The sequence below is a fragment of the Rothia sp. HMSC068F09 genome (assembly GCF_001812775.1).
GTDB lineage: Bacteria > Actinomycetota > Actinomycetes > Actinomycetales > Micrococcaceae > Rothia > Rothia mucilaginosa_A.
The window spans coordinates 15,203-32,213 of the sequence record NZ_KV810418.1 but is presented as its reverse complement, the minus strand read 5'-3'; the positions used below and the strand labels follow the sequence as shown (position 1 = coordinate 32,213).

The window sequence follows — 17,011 nt, the reverse complement described above, 5'->3', positions numbered from 1 at the left end:
CGCGAGGACCGCACAGCGTGCGGGCTGCTCGCGGAATGGGAGTTATAGCGAGAGGGGGTAGACTCGCGCCTACCCCCTCTGCCCTAGCGGTGAGTATTACTCAGCTGCAGCCAGGATGTTAACGACCTTGCGGCCCTTGCGGGTACCGAACTCGACGGTGCCTGCTGCCAGAGCGAACAGGGTGTCGTCGCCACCGCGGCCAACGTTCAGGCCGGGGTGGAAGTGGGTGCCGCGCTGACGAACAATGATCTCGCCTGCGTTGACGGACTGGCCGCCGTAGCGCTTAACACCGAGGTACTGGGGGTTCGAGTCACGACCGTTACGGGTGGAGCTTGCGCCCTTCTTGTGTGCCATTCTGTATTCCTACCTTAGGGTTGAATTCCGGTTCGCTTCGATTACGCGTTGATAGCGGTAATCTTGACGGTGGTCAGCTCAGCGCGGAAGCCCTGACGCTTCTTGTAACCGGTCTTGTTCTTGTACTTCTGAATAACGATCTTCGGACCGCGCAGGTCCTCGACCTTCTCAGCAACAACCTTGGCGGAAGCCAGGGACTTTGCGTCAGCGGTGACCTTGTCACCGTCGACGAGCAGCAGCACGGGCAGCTCGATGGTGCTGCCGGGCTCGCCTGCAACACGGTCAAGGGTAACGAGGTCGCCGACGGAAACCTTCTCCTGGCGGCCGCCAGCGCGTACAATCGCGTATGCCACTATGGGACTCACTTTTCTCGACAACTTGCTTCTTGAATCTCACTCGAATGAGCAGCCTGCGCTTTCATTGCTGTGCGCCCTCCCCCGCCGGTCGAATAACCGCGAAAAGGAGGAACGGCCCGTGCGTTCCGACGGGATTGCCCGCCGGAGCCAACACGCGAGGCTCACCGGTGGTGTCTCTCTCCCGCACGTTCCAACCTCGGCCGAGTACTCGACCGAGCCGAAGACGATGCGGGTGGGAGCGGTGTCTCCCGCTGGCCCTGCGTCGATAGGGCTTCACTGAGATAAACACCAGTCCTTAAGAATACGGCATGAGGGACGGGCCGCGCAATAGAGTCGTCTCATCGAAATGTGCGGATGCGGCGTGATGCTCCTCAACCCCGCCTCCCGGCGCACTCCCCCGGCACATTCTCGGTAGGCTCCCCTCACGCGCTCCCCCGGCGGGCGAACGGCGGGCGAACGGCGGGCGCGAAATAACAAAGCTGAAACGACGAAGACCCCGGCGGGCATGGATTTCTCCACCCGTCGGGGCCTTCGTCAGCTGCGGCTACGCGTGAGCCGCGGGGCTAGTCGTCCTTGCCCAGGCGCTTAATGTCGGCGGCGGCAACACCGATGCCGAGCATCGTCGGAGCCGAAGCCTCCTCGATGGCCGGGGCCACATCCGCCACGGATGCGGAAGCCACCACGGAACCGTGAGCGCTCTCGGCGGTATCGACGGTCACGACCTTCGAACCCACGCCGGCGCTCGAAGCGGCGCGGCGGGTGCGGCGCTTGCGCGGGGCCGGAGCGGACGACACAACCGTTGCGGGCTGGGCCGGCTTCTGCTCCGCCTTCTCCTGCTGCGGCGCGGCGGGCTCAGCCGAGGGGGTGCCAATCACACCGGTCACAACCGGGCGGGTGCCCTGCTCGCGCTGACCGTTCTGTTCGGCCGATTCGGCGGCGCGGCGTGCGCGGCGACGCGATGCGCGGGGAGTCTCGCGGACGTCCTCGATGCGCAGGTCCTCACGCTCAGCGCGCTTCGACTCAGCCTTCTTCGACTCGGAACGCTCGGCGCGCTCCGCACGCTCGGAACGACGCTTGGAGGAACGCTCCTCGCGATCCGGGCGGGAAGACTCGCCCTCGGGGCGAGCGATGCGGCCGGCCTTCTGCGAGGCACGGGCCTTCGCCTCACCCGCGCGAATCGCCTCAAAACGATCCGAGGAGCGGCTGAATCGCGGATCCAGCTCGGGATCAACGTGGTGATCCAGCACGCCGGCATCCGAACCCTCCACCGCTGCGATTGCGGTATCATCCAGCTCACGACGCTTCTCGGAGCGGTTCTTACGGGAGCGGCCCGAGCGGGACTTCTTCTCCTCGTGCTGAGACTGTTCCTCGTCCTTCTCCTTGGCGGCCGCTTCCTCCTCCACGCGGTCGAAGGCGCTGGCCAGCTGCTCCAGGGAGAAGCCGCCCTGCTCGCCAACCCACTGGCCGTCGGTTACCTCGGCGACCTTCTGCTCGCGTTCGGCGACCTCGGCGTGGGCCTGCTCGCTCGCCTCAGCGATACCCTGAATCTCCTGCTCCAGCGAGAGCTCAGCGGTCTCGGCGCGGCGCGAACGCTTGCGGCGCTTACGCTTCTTGCGGGTCGAGGTGGTCTCCTCCGAACCGCCCTCGTTCTGGACGGAGGCGGCTGCCACGGCGGCCATCGCGTTGCGGCGCTCGGCCTTCTTCGACTCCAGGGCGTCCTGCTTCTGCTGGTCGCGCGAATCCTCGCGGGAGGCCGAACGGGCACGCTTGCGCTCGTTACGGTCGTGGCGGTGAATGAAGTCGGAGGCGCCACCGCTGCGGCCGCTCAGCGGCTGATCGTGAACAATCAGACCGCGGCCGGCGCAGTGCTCGCAGGGCTCCGAGAAGACCTCGAGCAGGCCGGTGCCTAGACGCTTGCGGGTCATCTGAACCAGACCCAGCGAGGTCACCTCGGTCACCTGGTGCTTGGTGCGGTCACGGCCCAGGCACTCAATCAGTCGGCGCAACACCAGGTCGCGGTTCGACTCGAGCACCATGTCGATGAAGTCAATCACGATGATGCCGCCAATATCGCGCAGACGCAGCTGACGCACAATCTCCTCGGCCGCCTCCAGGTTGTTCTTGGTGACGGTCTCTTCGAGGTTGCCGCCGCTACCGGTGAACTTACCGGTGTTCACGTCCACCACGGTCATGGCCTCGGTGCGGTCAATCACGAGCGAGCCACCCGAGGGCAGGTAGACCTTGCGATCCAGCGCCTTAGCCAGCTGTTCGTTGATGCGGTAGTGGTCGAAGAGGTCGTCCTCGCCGTCCCACTTCTGCAGGCGCGAAACCAGGTCGGGTGCCACGTAGGTCACGTAGGCCTCGATGGAGTCCCAGGCGTCCTGACCCTGAACAATCATCGCGGTGAAGTCCTCGTTGAAGACGTCACGCACGGTCTTAATCATCAGATCGGGCTCCTGGTAGAGCATCTCGGGGGCCAGCACCTTGCGGGAGTTGGCCTTCTCCTGGATCTCTTCCCACTGCGCGCGCAGGCGGTTAATGTCGTGGGTCAGCTCCTCCTCGGAGGCACCCTCGGCCGCGGTGCGCACAATCACGCCGGCACCCTCGGGCAGCTTGTCCTTCAGAATCTTCTTCAGGCGCGCACGCTCGGTGTCGGGCAGCTTGCGAGAAATACCGGTCATGGAACCGCCCGGCACGTACACCAGGAAGCGGCCCGGCAGGGAGACCTGGCTGGTCAGGCGAGCGCCCTTGTGACCAATCGGGTCCTTGGTGACCTGCACCAGCACCGAATCACCCGGCTTCAGGGCGTTCTCAATCTTGCGGGGCACACCGTCCAGGCCGGTGACGTCCCAGTTGACCTCGCCCGCGTAGAGCACGGCGTTACGGCCGCGTCCAATGTCAACGAACGCAGCCTCCATGGAGGGCAGCACGTTCTGCACCTTACCCAGGTACACGTTGCCAATCAGGGAGTCCTGCTGGGTCTTCGACACGAAGTGCTCGGCCAGTACGCCGTCCTCGAGCACACCAATCTGGATGCGGCCATCCTTCTGGCGAACCAGCATCTGACGGTCCACGGACTCGCGGCGAGCCAGGAACTCGGCCTCGGTCACGATGTGGCGGCGGCGGCCCAGGGAACGGGACTCGCGGCGACGCACGCGCTTGGCCTCCAGACGGGTGGAGCCGCGCACACCGGTCACGGTGTTGGATGCGTGGGAATCGGCCAGGCGCGGTGCACGCACCTTGGTGACGGTCTCAACGTCATCCTCGACACCGCCCTCAATCTCGATGTCCTCGGTACCGCGGCGGCGGCGGCGACGACGGTGGCTGGTGACCTCTGCCTCCGCGGCGGCCTCCTCGCGGCGGCGCTCCATGCGGTCCTTGCGCTTCTGCTCTTCGGCGGCGGCGCGGCGGGCCTCACGCTCAAGCTTGGCGGCTACGGCGAGCTCGCTCAGTTCCTCGGGCTCGGGGGCCACGAACAGCGGCATCGCGCCCATGGGGGTGCGCGAGCGCAGCTCCTGCAGCTTTTCGCGCTGCAGGTCGCTCAGGGTCTTAACGGGTTCGGCGGGTTCGGCGGGTTCCTCGGGTGCCTTCTCCTCGGCGGCTTCTTCGACGGCGGAGACCTCGGCTTCGAGCACCTCGGCCACGCCATTGGTTGCGGCGGGCTCCGCGTCTGCGGAGCTGGCCTCGGCGTTCTCAGTCTGCTTCTCGGCGGCCTCCTCTGCCTCGGCCTCAACCTCGGCTTCCGCGGCGGCTTCGCCCTCAACAAATTCGGCTTCGGCGGTCTCTTCTGCGGCTTCTTCGGCCTTCTCCGCCGTGGTCACCTTCTCGACCTTGGCGACCTCTTCGACCTTGGCGGTCTTCTCGACGGTCTCGACCTTGGCCACCTTCTCAACCTTGGCGACCTCTTCAACCTTCGCCACGCGCTCCTGGGCGGCGGGAGCCTCCGCCGCCTCAGCCTCGGCGGGCTGCTCTTCAGCTGCCGCGAACAGGCTGTTCAGGGTCGAAGCAACCTCGGCCTCGGACACCGCGGGAGCGGCGGCCTTCGGCGCGGGGGCGTGCTTAGCCTTAGCGTTACGCAGATTGGTCAGGCCCGTGGCGATGGCTTCGTCCAGGGGAAGCTCGGGAGCCTTCTCCTTCTTCGGACGTCCCGGGCGGCGACGCTCGGCGGGAGCGGCCTGAGATTCGGAGCTCTGGCGAACATTCTTACGCAGAGTTTCGCGGGTTTCTGCGGAGGCGTTCTTCTCCTCCGCGAGGGCGTTCAGCGCCTCAAAAACCCCAAGTTCGACGTTCTTCTCGTCAGACATTAATCTTCTTTCGTCATACCCCGCTCCGCATCGCGAGGATTTTTGACAGCGCGCATACAGCGCAAAGCCTAGTTGCCGTCACCGTGGCTCAAGCCTCTCCCTGCGAGCGCGCATACGTAGGGCGCAGCCCGGGCGCTATCTCTTTCAGCGCCGTCATTCGTGGGGGCGAGCGGGCGGAACGCAACGCGCACCGCAACGGTCACAGCCACCCCGCGATCGAGCACGGCCACGCCCTCCCTGGGCGTCCTGCCGGTCTTCGGGATTCTTCGCCGATGCGGTCCGGTCCGCGCGGTGCGACAGTCATGCTCCGCGGCTTACGGCCGGCGCTTACGGGTACTCTCCCTCGATGCGGTGGTGGGGATCTTCTGCGCGTGCGGGGCGCACAAGACACCGTCTTTCATTATACCCGTACGAGGCCCCCTCGAGGCTACCCGGGATGCGGGCTTAAGAGGCGGGCGGAAAACCCGGCGAGGCGCAAGAAAGCCGGACGGCGCGCGTGCATCATCCGGCTTCGTTCAAAAATTTTGGAGACACCCGCGCGAAGCGGGGTGCGCATAGGGCGGAACTCCCCCGGTGACCCTGCGGGAATCGCCAAAGAGAGAGGTTAGTCCAGGCCCAGCTCGGCGTCGCGAGCCTCGCGTGCCTGCTGCGCCAGCTTCGGGTCGGTCGGAAGATACTCCGGGCCCGAACCGGTCGCAAAGGGAACCCCCAGGATAAAGACGAAGGGCGAGAGGACCAGCAGGATAACCCACAGCAGCGAAAAGTGACCGGCGGTCAGCAGCAGAAGGGCAATCAGGAAAATTACGGCGGCGCCACCCATCGTGGCCATTCCGGCAGTCTTCACGGTTCTCCTCAGTGGGCAAAGGAACGTACCCGTCCATTATACGCACGAGGAACCGCACGTGCGGGGCCCCTCCCCTCGCAGAGGCTGAGGCGGGCGCGCATCCGCTCCGCCCTATTCGGTGCAGCGGGCGCAGTAACAGGGTGCAGAAACGGGGTGCAGAAAAGCCCCGGCAGCCGGGCTACCGGGGCTTTCCCTTCGGCTCCAAAACCGAGGGGTTACTGCATCATGCCCATGATGACGTCGAAGAAACGAATCACGATGATGCCAAAAATCAGAATCAGCCACAGGCCAATCGCGAACCACGACCAGGCGCGGGCGCTTTCGCGAACCGACGGCGAGGCGGGAATGACGCCAGCCGAGATGTTGCGCACCGTGGTCTTCACGAAGAGGGTGATGGTCATGACCCACACGATCATGCAGAACAGGCAGAGAGCGTTGATATGGAAGGTCGTCTCAAACCACAGCCACATGATGAAGGCCGCCGCGGCACCCAGGCCGATGTTCAGGCAAATCCAGAACCACCGCTTGAACTGTGCCCCGGCCAGAATCGCCGCGCCAATCGTCACCACGATGGAGAAACCGACCAGGCCGATAAAGGGGTTCGGGAAGCCGAAGGCCTCGGCCTGCGGGGTGCGCATGACCGTGCCACAGCTGAGCAGGCCGTTGATGTCGCAGACCGTGGTGTGGCCGGCGTCAACGTAAATCTGCAGGCGCTCGTACACCAGAATGGCAGCGGAGGCCAGGGCGATGAGACCGGCACAAATCAGCCAGCACCCCAGTCGGCGATCCATGGAGGTCGTCGTTCCCTCCGCTCCCTCCAGCCGACCGGTGTGTTCGTTCTCGGCCTGGGGCGGTTCGGTGGTACTCGATGCGGCGGTACTCATGCGACTCCTTGTGGTAGTTGGTTGACCGTGGTGTGTCACCGTGGTTTGTCCGGAATATGCCGTGCCCCATTCTGCTCGCGGTCCCGGAAGGACCGGAGGCGAGCTCGGGTCGGGTGGTTTCGTCCCGCTGGGCGGGCCCGAGCCGAGGCTTCGGGAACGGGCGATATCCGGTGGTGCACGGAGGCACCCCGGATTCGGCATCTCAACTATCCTAGCCTCTTCCGGCGGTAATCAGTACGTCATCCGACCAATTATTTCGCGATACCGCGCTTTTTTGGCCCGTTCGGGGTCAGACGTAACCGTTTGTTCTCTCTCGCTTCTTTCCCGGGGTCTTCGGGGATTTGGGCCGTCCGGCGGTTAGCCGGGCTAGTCCTCCTCGGAGTCCTCGTCGCCGAAGAAATCCTCGGTATACGAATCGCCCAGCGGCAGGCCCAGCGAGTCCTCCAGCGAAGAACCCTGCCCGGGCTCGCCGCCCAGCTCGGCCATGATGTCGTTCAGCAGCTCGTCCGGCTCAGCCTCAGAAGCCGCCGCAGCAGCAGCCAGGGTCGCCGCGGAGGCGGCACCTGCAGAACCGGCGTACAGGCCCGCCTCGGCGGGCAGCTCGTTCGGCAGTTCCTCGGCCTCGGCACCGGGGGTCTTCGCCTCCTCATGCGCCGCCAGCAGGGTACGCGCCTCACCAATGACCGTAATCGAACCGGTAATCAGCACACCCGCCGACTCCTGCTCAAAGAGGGCGTTCTCCATGGCGGTGGCAATCGCCTCGTCCAGGTGCTCAAACACCTCAATCGAGTCCTCGTCAATGCCAGCGTCCAGGGCGAGCTCGTGCAGGCGCTCAGGGGCAATCGCGCGCGGCGAATCCGAGGCCGACAGGTACAGGCGGAACGTACCGTCCGAGGCGTCCACGTACTCCTCGCGCATGGTCTCGAACATGCCCAGGGCGTCCTTCTCCCCCAGGATGCCGACCACGGCGTGCAGGTGCGAAAGCTTGAACGCCTCGGTTAGCGCGGCCGCGGAGGCGCGCACGCCGTGCGGGTTGTGGCCAGCGTCCAGGATGGTCAGCGGCTCGGTACGCACCACCTCCAGGCGGCCCGGCGAGCGCACCGATTCGAAGGCGGCGCGCACGACGTCCTCGGGCAGCTGACGCTGGCCGCCGAAGAACGCCTCCACGGCGGCGAGAGCCACCACGGCGTTCTGCGCCTGATGCGCGCCGTGCAGCGACAGCGGCACGTCCGGGTACTCCCCCGCCAGGCCGCGCAGGGTCAGCAGCTGACCGCCGACCGCAAGCTCGCGAGAGACCACGCCGAACTCCACTCCCTCGAAGGCGAAGGATGCCTCCTTCTCGCGGGCGGAGGCGAGCAGTACGTCGGCGGCCTCGGGCTCCTGGACGGCCGAGACGAGGAAGCCACCGGGCTTGATGATGCCGGACTTCTCGGTTGCGATTTCGGCGAGGGTTTCACCGAGCATATCGGTGTGGTCCAGACCGATCGGGGTGACCACGGAGACCACGCCGTCGGCAACGTTCGTGGAGTCCCAGGTGCCGCCGATGCCGACCTCAAGCACCACCACATCCACCGGCTCGTCCGCGAAAATCGCGAAGGCGAGCACGGTAATGGACTCGAAGAAGGTCAGGGCGGGCTCGCCGCGGGAGGTCATCTCTGCGTCCACAATCTGCAGGTAGGGGGCGATTTCCTCCCAAATGCGCACGAAGGTGGCGTCCGGCACGGGCGCGCCGTTGATGCAGATACGCTCGGTGACGCTCTCGAGGTGCGGGCTGGTAAAGCGGCCCACGCGCAGGTCGTGGCCCAGGAGCAGGGCCTCAATCATGCGGGCGGTGCTGGTCTTGCCGTTCGTGCCGGTAATGTGAATCACCGGGGCGGCGCGGTGCACGTCGCCGAGGATTTCGACGGCGCGGGCTACCGCGTCCAGGCGCGGTGCCATCTTGTTTTCGGGGGCGCGCGCCAGCAGCTCGCCGTAGACCCGCTCCACGCCCTCGGGATCGGGAATTGCGGGGTAATTCTTCTCGCTCATTGTTCTCCTCACTGGGATAGCCGGTTGCGGCACCGGCCGAGTCCCCGCCGTGCGGCGGGATAGACGACGGGCCGCCCCGCCCGTGAAGGGGCGGGACGGCCGTACGGTTCAGGCGTATTAGGCCTTAGCCACGCTGATGGACAGCTCGGGGCCTTCGGTCAGCTGCAGGGACACGGCGAGGGTTTCGCCGGTCACCAGTGCCTCGTTGGCGCGCAGGGCTGCCAGGGTCTCCTCGGGTGCCTCGATGGAGAGGTTGATGCGGTCCGCAACATTCAGGTCGGCGTCCTTACGTGCCTGCTGAATAGCGCGGATGGTATCGCGGGCGATACCCTCGGCAACCAGCTCGTCGGTCAGCTCGATGTTGAGGACCAGGAAGCCGCCGGGCAGAACGGCCGCGGCGGTGTGCTCAGCGCCCTCAGCGTCGGCGTCGACTACGGTCACCAGCTCGTACTCGCCCTCTTCCAGGGCCAGACCGCCGTCCAGAGCCTTCACGCCGACCAGGACGGTACCGTCCTCGGTCACGGTCCAGTCACCGGACTTGGAGGCCTTGATGGCCACCTGCACCTGCTTGCCCAGACGCGGGCCAGCGGCGCGAGCGTTCACCTTCAGCTGCTGGGAGATGCCGTAGTCAGCCGGGTCGACGGTGTCGGCGCTGACCAGGGTCACCTCGCGCAGGTTCAGCTCGTCCTCGACGATGGTCGCGAAGTACTCCGCGCCCTTCTCGCCGAAAGCGGTGCCCAGGGCTGCGAACTGCTCGGGGGCGATCGCCACGGTCAGCTGCTGCAGCGGCTGGCGCACGCGAATCTTCTTCTCCTTGCGCAGTGCCGAACCGGCAGAGCAGACCTCACGCACGGTCTGCATGAGAGCCAGCAGGTCAGACTCGTCGGCGAAGGCGGATGCCTCGGGCCAGTTAGCCAGGTGCACGGAGCGTTCACCGGTCAGGCCGCGGTAGATTTCCTCGCTGCTGAGCGGCAGCAGGGATGCGGCAACCTTCGACACGGTTACCAGCGCGGTGTAGAGGGTGTCGAATGCGTCGGTGTCCTCGTTGAAGAAGCGCTCGCGGGAGCGACGCACGTACCAGTTGGTCAGCGCGTCGGCGTACTGGCGCAGGTACTCGCAGGCGTTCCAGATGTCGTAGGAGTCCATCGCCGCGGTGACCTGTTCAATCATCTCGCGGGTCTTGCCGAGGATGAAGCGGTCCATCACGTGCTGCGAGTCGTACTTGAGCTTGGCGCTGTAGCCCTCACCGTTGTTGGCGGCGTTGGCGTACAGGGCGAAGAAGTGGTAGACGTTCCACAGCGGCAGCATAACCTGGCGAACGCCCTCGCGGATGCCCTGCTCGGTCACAATCAGGTTGCCGCCGCGCAGAATCGGCGAGGACATCAGGAACCAGCGCATCGCGTCGGAGCCGTCGCGGTCGAGGACCTCGGAGACATCCGGGTAGTTGCGCAGCGACTTGGACATCTTCTGGCCGTCTGAGCCGAGCACGATACCGTGGCTGATGACGTTCTTGAACGCGGGGCGGTCGAAGAGCGCGGTCGCCAGTACGTGCAGCACGTAGAACCAGCCGCGGGTCTGGCCGATGTACTCGACGATGAAGTCTGCCGGGTAGTGGTTCTCGAACCATTCCTGGTTCTCGAAGGGGTAGTGCACCTGTGCGTAGGGCATGGAGCCGGAGTCGAACCAGACGTCGAGCACGTCTTCCACGCGGCGCATGGTGGACTTGCCGGTCGGGTCGTCCGGGTTCGGGCGGGTCAGCTCGTCGATGTACGGGCGGTGCAGGTCGGGCTCGCCGTCCTTGTTCAGGGGCAGGCGGCCGAAGTCTGCCTTGAGCTCTTCGAGGGAGCCGTACACGTCGATGCGCGGGTAGTTCGGGTCGTCCGAAACCCACACGGGAATCGGGGAGCCCCAGAAGCGGTTACGCGAGATGGACCAGTCGCGTGCGTTCTCAACCCACTTACCGAACTGGCCGTACTTCACGTTTTCCGGGATCCAGTTGATCTGCTTATTCAGCTCGTACATGCGGTCCTTGAAGTCGGTGACCTTCACGTACCAAGAGGTGATTGCACGGTAGATGAGCGGGGTGCGGCAGCGCCAGCAGTGCGGGTAGGAGTGCACGTAGGACTTCTCGCGAATCAGCACGTCGTCTGCCTTGAGGGCGTTGATGATGGTGCGGTTCGCGTCGAATGCCTGCACGCCCGCGATTTCTGCCAGGGCGGTGGAGCCGGATGCGGTGGGCTCGGCGAAGAGGTTCAGGAACTTTGCACCTTCGTCGAGGGAGAGGATCACGGGGATGCCGTAGCCCTCACAGACCTTCTGGTCGTCTTCACCGTAGGCGGGTGCCTGGTGGACGATACCGGTACCGTCGGTGGTGGAGACGTAGTCAGCGACCAGGATCTGCCAGGAGGTTTCGGTGCCCCACTTTTCGGCGTCTGCGAAGTAGTCCCACAGCGGGGTGTAGCGCACGTGCTCGAGCTGGGAGCCGGTGTAGCGTGCGGTGACGGCTGCGGCGGCGTCCTCGGCGGGGTTGTCGCCTTCGTAGCCGAGGTCCTTGGCATAGGAGCCGAGCAGCTCGGAGGCGAGCAGGAAGGAGCGACCCTCGAACTTACCTGCGCCGGGTACGACGGAGTATTCGATCTCGGGTCCGGCTGCGAGCGCCTGGTTGGTGGGCAGGGTCCAGGGGGTGGTGGTCCAGGCGATTGCCTCGACGCCCTCGAGCTCTGCGGCGACCTTCTCATCGGCACCGAGGGAGGTGTCTGCGGTGATGCGGAATGCGACGGTGACGGTCTGGTCCTGGCGGTCCTTGTACACGTCGTCGTCCATGCGCAGCTCGTGGTTGGAGAGAGGAGTCTCGTCCTTCCAGCAGTAGGGCAGCACGCGGAAGCCCTGGTAGGTCAGGCCCTTGTCGTAGAGGCGCTTGAACGCCCAGATGACGGATTCCATGTACTCAACGTTCAGGGTCTTGTAGTCGTTTTCGAAGTCGACCCAGCGTGCCTGGCGGGTGACGTACTTTTCCCACTCGTTGGTGTACTTGAGCACGGAGGCGCGGGCGGCATCGTTGAAGTTGTCGATGCCCATTTCGAGGATTTCGCGCTTGTCGGTCATGCCGAGCTGCTTCATGGCCTCGAGCTCTGCGGGCAGGCCGTGGGTGTCCCAACCGAAGCGGCGTTCTACCTTGTGGCCGCGCTGGGTCTGGTAGCGGGCGACGAGGTCCTTGGCGTAGCCGGTGAGCAGGTGGCCGTAGTGGGGCAGGCCGTTGGCGAAGGGAGGGCCGTCGTAGAAGACGAACTCGTTCTCGCCGTTTTCGCCTGCGGGGCGGTTCGCGATGGATGCGGCGAAGGTATTGTCCTTCTTCCAGTAGTCGAGGACCGCTTCTTCGAGTGCGGGGAACTTGGGCGATGCGGTGACGCCGCTTCCTGCGGCTTCGAAGGCACTCGCCTTGGGATATACGTTAGACATTGGGTGCGCCCTTATCTTGTTGTTCTCATCGTTGAGGCAACGGGCGCGGTACGCGGGTGCGTGCACTCGTCGCCTCTCAGCCGGTGAGGGTTGACATGACGGGTGCAAGGACGCCTGGGCATCACTAGACTGCCGGGCTGTGCCGGGGCTTAGGATGCGGCGCGGTACCACCTTGCTTACTGAGTTAACCAGCTCAACGCACCGAACCCTTCCGGGGCTGCGTGGCGTCGCGTGTCCGCGATGCCTAGCCACCGGAAGAGCGGCGCGTTGGGCGGGTATCAGTCGCTTATTACAGCTATATCGGGCTTAACCGTCCGGTTCTACTGGGACTACATCTCTTCCGCTAAGACGCCCTCGCCGCAGCGATTGACGGGCGCCCGCAGGTGCGGTCCGTTCTTCCGAATTGCTCGCCGGTGATGGCCGGGTCGTTGCAAACACTAATAGTTTATGTGGCTTTTGGTTCCGAATGCAACCCCGATCGGTGTGGGTTTGAACGCCTTCATTCCCCTACTATCCCCACAGGATCCGGGGAATAGACGGGTCACTCTTCCGCGAGTTTCCGAGCCCCGAGGGTCCTTAATAGACCCCCGCGAGCCGCGCACTCGAATGTGTCACCCAATGTATGTTTTTGCATCGACGCATTGTGGCTTTAAGTTGGTTTTGAATTTTGGCATCGAATTTTTGAAAGCACCTTTCGGGCGACCACAAGATATTGGGTTGAGAAGAAGACTCGTCCACTAGATATTCATCCCGCGAATTTTTTCACCCCTCCACTCCCGGTGTGGGAACTAATTTTTGCGACCCACGGGGTGATGTATAGCGAGTGAATAGAGTGCATATTCGGGGATTGCAGAGCGATTTCCCTTGGCTAATTAGCCCGTTTTCTTCGCCCATTCGATAGATTCCAGACCCTCCCGAGGGAGAGTTGCGCGTCCCACTCACCCTGTCTCATTGCCAGAAATTTAGTCACTCCCCCAGAGGTTCCAGGTCTTAAATGTGATATAAATCATGTTCTCCAATGTGCTTCGCACCCACCTGTCACCTCCCCTACTCCTGTCATCGTGATGCAATCTCGACACCTTGGAATCGGCTACCGCCATCTGGATTCAAAATTCCCCCAGGGATTACTAAGGCTCAATTTCATGCATTTTGAACTCAATTAATATAAAATAATCCATATATGCATCAATGATGATTCTAGGGCTTCTGTCATGAGGAACCCGTCAAAGCTAACCGTTCCAGACCTGCACGAGCTGGATTAGTGCAAACCGTAACGGCGCACATCCCGCGGTTTCATCGTTGATTCATGCGTGCGCTCCGTCCCAACGGCAGAGCACGCCCAAGGCACCTTCCGGCCTTCCGGTTACGCAGCCGGGTTTGTCCCGCGCGAACCACGACTATCACGAATACGACCATGCACCCGCCCCGGGTGCCCCGAGCCCATCTCGGGCTAGATTCAAGGAGTTCACCGATGTTCTCACCCTCTTCGAGCGCCCGTTCCAACACCGTTAGCCCTTCAGCTCCCCTAGCCCGCCGCACCCTCCTGCTGGGCGGTCTTGCGGCCCTCACTGCCGGGTGCGCCGCCAGGGTCCATCCGCTCAGCGAAGAAGCCAAGCGGAAGCTACCCGCTGCCTCCCCCTCCGCGAGCGCCTCTGCCTCGCCCGCAGCGAGCACCTCGGCGGCCCCTTCAAGCGCCGCGACAAACGACGCGACGAACGGGACGAACGACGCGAACGCTGACGCCCCGCGCGTCCCGGAATCTGAGGATGCGCTCGTCAAAGGTTGGGAAAAATATCCGGGCCCTTTGAAGTTGACCGGCCAGTACACCGGCGAGTATCAGCCGGCCACTTCATCCGCCCCGGCGCAGAACGTGCCCAAGCCCCTCAAGACTGTCCCCCACCGTGACGAACCGACTTTCGAGGGTGCCTACGAGACGTTGCGTGCGTACTATAGCGCCCTCATCACCACGCTTAAGGATGGACGCTACGCGTCTCAGGCGGTGGAGCTGATCCATCCAGAAGATCGAAGTGCAATCGCTGAGATTAACGCGGTCAAGGAACTCTACGAGCAGAAGGGCTGGTACATGGAGTTCACCTGTAGCATTTCGATGCAGAAGACGGAGCCGGTGGGCGCGGTGAAGGACGGCGACGGGTACGTGCTGATTCATGTTGATGCCGAGTACTCAGCCACCGCCGTTCACCAGCCCGACGGCACCGAGCGAAAGGTCCCGGCCATCGCCCAGACTTCCACGCCACACGTCATGCTCTTCGCCGAGGGTAAGTGGTGGAGGATTAGCGTCCCCTACATGAACGAGCGTCTAGGAACCGGTTCGGATTCTTCCGGCAGCTCCGGCGATTCTCACGGACCCGCCGGTGTCTAGGGCCGCTTGATTCCGGGTGATTCTCATCGGGTAGGTTCAGCATCTGTTCCTCCCCGAGTTCGGGTTAGCGTGCACTTAAAGATAACGTTCAGGGTTTTTTGACGAACCTTTCAAACGGGTCACTTATAGTCGAACCCGGATGCTCCCCCGCGTTCCTCGCACCGAGGTTTTGGGGCCGAGCATCCGGGTATATCCGTACCACGCACCATACGACAGGACCCCCGCAATACCGGCGTACACACAAACGCCGCACCACGCGGGCCTACATCAGGAGGCCACGATGTCTTTCCTCAATCAAGCACCCAGCCGACGCAATATCCTTCTGGGCGGTATTGGCCTTGCCGCTCTTGCCCTGGCCGGATGCGCCAAGGATGTCCGTCCGCTTGCCGACGGGTCGGCTTCCCCCACTGACTCGCCCAGCGGTTCTCCCAGCACCTCTCCCAGCTCTTCCGACAGCGCGTCCGCTTCGGCTTCCTCCAGCGCCTCGGGCAGCACCCGAATCATCCCCGAGGATGAATACCTCAAGGATAGTGACAAGTACCTCGGTCCCCTGAAGTACGAGTACAAGGAGCTGTCGAACAAGTACGTCGAGGCCACCGATACCTCCCCCGCGAAGAACGTCCCCACCCCGGTCATCGATCAGACGGCGCGGCGCACCAACACCCTCGAGGGCGCCTACAAGACCCTGTGCGCCTATCAGAGTTCTTACGTCTACCTCATGCGTACCGGCACGATTGAGTACGCTATCAACCTCATGAACAAGGACGACACCAAGCTCAGCGCCGAGCTTCTCAACGTCCACACCCTGTATTCCAAGGGCGGTTGGGTCAAGGGCTACGAGAACAAGATGAGTATTCTCTCGGAGTACAGGACGCGCGCTTACGCCTCGACTGAGCTGAGCGCGGTGTCCTTCCCCTGCGAAGACTGGGCGAGCGAGTTTACGACCTATCAGAACGGCTCGAGCCAGGTTCAGGAGGCAAGTACGATTCAGGTTCCCGTGATTCTGGTCTTTGACCAGGGTAAGTGGAACGTGACCAGCGCGGAATTCTTCAGGTCTGAATACAGCGAACGCTTCAAGAAGATTTTCGCTGGTTCCGGTGGTTCCTCTTCGAGTTCCTCCGGTGGCTCATATTCCGGTACCGGAGTCTAGACCGAGCTGGCCGATTTGCTTCCACGCTATGAGGGCGGGGCGGGTATCAATTCAACTGATACCCGCCCCGCCCTTCGTCTGGACCTTTAGCCTGTGCCTTCCGTCTGCGCTGGTGACGATTGTGACGCAACCAATTGCACGGCCAATTATGCCGAGCGAACGGAAGCCCGTGTTAATCCGGCAGCCGGCCCACGCGCGCGTTCCGAACATGACGATAGCCCCGCATCCCTGGCAACTAGGAAAACCAGGGACACGGGGCTATGCCTTGATGCCTCACGCTCCTCCCCCGCGGCGGGCATCGCACCGGGAGTACAAACGGAGCATAAACGCAGCGGAACGTTACGAGGTGGCACGCTCGCGCAGACGCTCGTGAACCTCGCTCACGAAACGGTTCTGATCATCGCGGGCGTAGTACACGACCTCGCCAATCACGGTGATGGCGGGCGGCTTCACTCGGGCGCAATCGGCCTTCGCATTCTCCAGGGTCGTCACGGTAACCCGCTCGTTCTCGGAGAACCCGTTTTCGATGGTCGCCAACGGCATCTCGCCCTCAATCCCACGAGAGAGCAGAGACGCCACCGTATCGGGCAGGGTGCGCACGCCCATCAGCAACACCACGGTGCCGGAGGCACGCAGAGTTGCCTCGACCGCAGCCAGGTCATCCTCGGAAAGACCCGAATGGCCGGATACCACGGTGAAGATCGAGGACACGCGGCGCAGGGTCACCGGGATACCGGCACGTCCGGGAACGGCGATAGCGCTGGTGATACCGGGGATCACCTCGGCCTCCAGGCCCGCCGCGATGCACGCATCCAGCTCTTCGGCGCCACGACCGTACACGTACGGGTCGCCGCCCTTCAGACGCACCACGGTCTTACCCGAAAGCGCGTAGTCAATCATGAGTTGCTGGATGCGGGACTGCGGAACAGCGTGCTTACCGGGCACCTTGCCCACATCGACGATGAGGGCGTTGGGGGCGTACTCGCCGTACTCCTGCGGGGCGAGGTGATCCAGCAGGACCACGTCCGCCTCACCCAGAGCACGTGCCGCACGCAAGGTCAGCAGGTCGACGGCGCCGGGGCCGCCACCGACAATGTAGACCTTGCCGGGGTGCTCGGCGCGCTCACCGGGCAGGGCGATACCGCGCTCGGTCACGCTGTCATCCAGGCTGTGACCGGGCGCCCCGCCCGCGAGCACCTCGTCAATCGTGGCGAACTCGCGGGGCGGGAACGGCGGAATCTTCGGGCCCATA

The 17,011-nt window shown here is 63.8% G+C and carries 10 protein-coding genes; 2 read left to right on the top strand and 8 right to left on the bottom strand.

Annotated elements, in window-relative coordinates; translation table 11 throughout:
* Nucleotides 1-96: 96 nt before the first annotated feature.
* The 7 genes from rpmA to ileS form a co-directional block, all read right to left on the bottom strand.
* On the bottom strand, nucleotides 97-354 hold the full coding sequence (gene rpmA, locus HMPREF2874_RS01980) for a 50S ribosomal protein L27 (protein WP_049332527.1): 258 nt from the start codon (nucleotides 352-354) through the stop codon (nucleotides 97-99).
* A 41-nt stretch (nucleotides 355-395) separates the two neighbouring features.
* Nucleotides 396-707: a 50S ribosomal protein L21 gene (gene rplU, locus HMPREF2874_RS01975; RefSeq protein WP_005505764.1), complete on the bottom strand. Its 312-nt coding sequence runs from the start codon at nucleotides 705-707 to the stop codon at nucleotides 396-398.
* Between the two features lie 566 nt (nucleotides 708-1,273).
* On the bottom strand, nucleotides 1,274-5,014 hold the full coding sequence (locus tag HMPREF2874_RS01970; protein ID WP_070648763.1) for an Rne/Rng family ribonuclease: 3,741 nt from the start codon (nucleotides 5,012-5,014) through the stop codon (nucleotides 1,274-1,276).
* Between the two features lie 604 nt (nucleotides 5,015-5,618).
* Nucleotides 5,619-5,858, bottom strand: coding sequence for a hypothetical protein (locus tag HMPREF2874_RS01965; RefSeq protein WP_049332532.1), 240 nt, complete (start codon nucleotides 5,856-5,858; stop codon nucleotides 5,619-5,621).
* 215 nt (nucleotides 5,859-6,073) lie between these two features.
* Complete coding sequence (locus HMPREF2874_RS01960) at nucleotides 6,074-6,742, bottom strand: vitamin K epoxide reductase family protein (protein WP_049344173.1); 669 nt, start codon at nucleotides 6,740-6,742, stop codon at nucleotides 6,074-6,076.
* Nucleotides 6,743-7,108: 366 nt separating this feature from the next.
* Nucleotides 7,109-8,770: a bifunctional folylpolyglutamate synthase/dihydrofolate synthase gene (locus HMPREF2874_RS01955; protein ID WP_070648762.1), complete on the bottom strand. Its 1,662-nt coding sequence runs from the start codon at nucleotides 8,768-8,770 to the stop codon at nucleotides 7,109-7,111.
* 117 nt (nucleotides 8,771-8,887) lie between these two features.
* Nucleotides 8,888-12,229 (bottom strand): isoleucine--tRNA ligase, encoded by a 3,342-nt coding sequence (ileS, locus tag HMPREF2874_RS01950; protein WP_070648761.1) that lies wholly within the window; start codon nucleotides 12,227-12,229, stop codon nucleotides 8,888-8,890.
* A gap of 1,471 nt (nucleotides 12,230-13,700) precedes the next feature.
* Between ileS and HMPREF2874_RS01945 the strand changes: the two genes are divergently transcribed.
* Both HMPREF2874_RS01945 and HMPREF2874_RS01940 read left to right on the top strand, forming a co-directional pair.
* Nucleotides 13,701-14,609, top strand: a complete 909-nt coding sequence (locus tag HMPREF2874_RS01945; RefSeq protein WP_070648760.1) for a DUF6318 family protein — start codon at nucleotides 13,701-13,703, stop codon at nucleotides 14,607-14,609.
* 280 nt (nucleotides 14,610-14,889) lie between these two features.
* A complete protein-coding gene (locus HMPREF2874_RS01940; RefSeq protein WP_070648759.1) occupies nucleotides 14,890-15,759 on the top strand; it encodes a DUF6318 family protein in 870 nt (289 codons plus the stop codon).
* A 339-nt stretch (nucleotides 15,760-16,098) separates the two neighbouring features.
* Here HMPREF2874_RS01940 and cobA read toward each other — a convergent pair whose 3' ends face one another.
* Entirely contained in the window at nucleotides 16,099-17,010 is a 912-nt protein-coding gene (gene cobA, locus HMPREF2874_RS01935) for a uroporphyrinogen-III C-methyltransferase (RefSeq protein WP_049344182.1), read from the bottom strand.
* Nucleotide 17,011: the final 1 nt, after the last annotated feature.